At 44.9% G+C, this 301-nt stretch carries 1 protein-coding gene; it reads left to right on the top strand.

The window, feature by feature from the left end; all coding sequences use genetic code 11:
- The coding region (locus tag R0K30_RS21510) for a TonB-dependent receptor plug domain-containing protein (RefSeq protein WP_410612826.1) at window positions 1-301 on the top strand (301 nt) is incomplete at both ends.

Raw genomic sequence — 301 nt, 5'->3', positions numbered from 1 at the left:
GATGCCAAGCACGCTAGTAGGGCTTTCGCCAGAAACAACCAACAATAGTATTTTTGCCAGTGGTTTGAATAACACTGACTTACGTGGCTTGGGTTCTGATCGAACTCTAGTTCTAGTCAATGGACGTCGCTTCATTGCTGGTGCTCCAGGCTCTGGCGCTGTCGATCTAAATAATATACCTACGGCAATGGTTGAACGTATTGAAATAACAACAGGTGGTGCATCTGCTGTTTACGGTTCAGACGCGGTTGCCGGTGTTGTTAACATCATTACAAAAAAAGAATTTGACGGCGTAGAGATT

This window comes from Bacillus sp. SIMBA_154 (assembly GCF_046536015.1).
In the GTDB taxonomy this organism is placed as follows: Bacteria; Bacillota; Bacilli; order Bacillales; family Bacillaceae; genus Bacillus; species Bacillus pumilus_P.
The sequence above is the reverse complement of the archived record's forward strand: the minus strand, read 5'-3'. Positions and strand labels throughout refer to the sequence as shown.